The organism is Oscillibacter sp. MSJ-31 (assembly GCF_018918025.1).
Taxonomy (GTDB): Bacteria; Bacillota; Clostridia; order Oscillospirales; family Oscillospiraceae; genus Hominicoprocola.
In genome coordinates this window covers 1-2,553 of record NZ_JAHLPT010000053.1, presented here as the reverse complement: position 1 = coordinate 2,553, position 2,553 = coordinate 1, and the positions used below count along the sequence as shown (strand labels likewise).

The 2,553-nt window shown below is 55.4% G+C and carries 1 protein-coding gene; it reads left to right on the top strand.

Features of this window, described 5'->3' with window-relative positions; translation table 11 throughout:
• Nucleotides 1–205: 205 nt before the first annotated feature.
• Nucleotides 206–2,553, top strand: a 2,348-nt coding sequence (locus KQI17_RS13255) for a collagen binding domain-containing protein (protein ID WP_253285842.1), incomplete at its 3' end; no start/stop codon positions are given.

Sequence of the window (2,553 nt, the reverse complement as noted above, 5' to 3'; positions counted from 1 at the left end):
GGTCGCATCCATCGTAGAGAACGACAGTGCAAAATGGGCGGTATTTGCCCTTTCGAGCAACCGCAAAAATCAGTCATTTTTCAACTACTATGGCCCGCGTGAGCTGGTGGTAAAGGATAAACCGCAGGACGGTGATGATTCTGCTCCGCCGGCTGGGGACGCTGATATTACGCTGCGGAAGGTTGCCGCAGGAACGACCCGTGGTTTGGATGGCGCAAAATTTAATATTTACCGCGACGGTCAGATCGTCGGCAGCGATGTGACCCGAAATGGCGGAATCATTGAGGTCAAGGATGTCACCAAGGGCCTGTGGTCCTTCGTGGAAACCGAGGCCCCGGAGGGCTACTGCGCCGACTCTACGCCCATCAGCGTCTATGTCGATACCACCGATGGTGACAAGCAGTACACGGTCACTGCCGAAAATTACGCACTGCCCGATATGAAGATTACCAAGCGGGACGCCATGAGCGGTAAGCCCATCGCCGGCACAGTGTTCTCGGTGAAGTCCGTCACCGGCAGCTATTCCACCTCCGTCACGACCGGGACGGACGGTTCCGCAACGCTCTCGGCCATTCCTGCCGGTGTCTATGTTGTGCGTGAGGAATCCGTTCCCGAGCCGTACATCGTAACCAATACCGAGCAGACCGTGGCGCTGCGCCCCGGCAAAACCTCGGAGGTCACTTTCGTTGACTATGAAAAGCCCGGTCTTGAAATTATCAAGAAGAACATCGCCAACGGAGAGCCTATCGAGGGCGTGACCTACCGCATCGAGCAGATCGACGGCAGCTTTTCTACCAGCGCCACGACCGATAACCATGGGCGGATTTTCCTCGACTCTGTTCCTGTTGGCACATTCAAAGTAACGGAGATCAATGTTCCCAACCATGTCATTCTCTGCCCCATCCCCCAGGAAGTGGCATTGAAGCCCGGCGAAACCTCTACCGTTACCTTCTTCAACGCCCTCAAGCCCAGCTTGGAGATCCGCAAGGTGGACAGCGTCACCGGCGATCCCGTCAAGGGCGCCAAGTTCCAGATCTGGTATGGCAGCAACCACACCGACACCGGCGAGCTGAATGACCTCGGCACTTACTTTTCTGACGCGAGCGGAAAAATCATTCTCCCTGAGATCAAGGATGGCTGGTACAAGGTAACGGAATTGGAACCGGCGTCCGGGTATGCCATCAAGGAGCCTGCCACACAGGAATGCTTCATCTCCGGTGGTGAGAGCAAAATCCTAACCTTTGAGAACACGCCTCTTTCCGCCATCATCATCCGCAAGGTGGACAGCGAGAGTGGTCAGCCGCTGGAGGGCGCGTGGTTCCGCATCCGCTACCTTGGCGGCACCTCCGGTACGGGTGGCACGGTCATCGGTGAGTACCGCACTTCGAGCAATGGGACCATTGTCGTGACTGGCCTCAAGGCAGGCACTTATGTCTGCGAAGAGATCTCCGCACCGGACGGGTATGTGATCACCGACGCCGCGGAAACGGTCTATCTTTCCGGTAAGGATCAGGACGTTATCACCATGACCTTCGGAAATGATAAGATGGGCTCGCTGCTTATCGTCAAAAAGGACGCCGTGACCGGCGTTCCCATTTCCGACGTAGAGTTTCTTATCACGGATTCGGATGGCAGCGTGATCGGCAACGCCAACGGCAAATATGTGACCGATAGCGCCGGCACCATCCGTATTGATAGCCTGACACCCGGCATGACGGTCATTGCAAAAGAAGTGCGCGCTAAGGACGGCTATATCCTTGACGATATCCCGCAGAGCATCAAGATCAGGCGCAATTCTGTGATGACGCTGGAGTTTCGTAATGTCCCCAAAGGCGGCGTGCTCGTCAAAAAGGTGGATGCTGTAACGAACGCCCCCATCTCCGATGTTGAGTTTCTTGTCACCGACGCCGATGGGAATTATATTGGTAACGCCAATGGTAAGTTTGTCACCGATAGCGCTGGCACTTTTACCATTACCGACGTTGCCCCCGACACGACGCTCATCATCAAGGAGACGCGCACCAAGGATGGCTATATCCTCGACGATACCCCGCAGACGGTCAAGATCAAATCCGGCGAGGTCGTGACGGTGGAATTTCGTAATCAGCCCAAGGGCAACCTCATTGTAGTCAAGCAGGATTCTGTGACAAAGGCACCGCTGGAGGGCGTTCAGTTTAAGATCGTCTATGCCAATGGCTCCTATGTGGATGCCGATAGCGGCACGCTTTCCTCCACCGGCCTGTACTGGACGGACAAGGACGGCAAGATCGCCCTCTCCGGTATTTCCGGCACGGTGGTAGTCACAGAGGTTGAGACGATCCCGGGCTATACCATCGACGAGAACAGCCGCACACAGACCGTCGTGGTTGATCCCAACGATACGCAGACCTTGTATTTTTATAACACTCCCGCAGGTGGCTTGCAGATCATCAAGAGTGATGAGAGCAGTGGTAAGCGTATCTCTGGCGTCAGGTTTGAAGTCCGTAAGGTAAACGGCGAGATCGTCGGCACCTACACAACGGACAGCGATGGCGTTATCTATCTCCCTGAGAT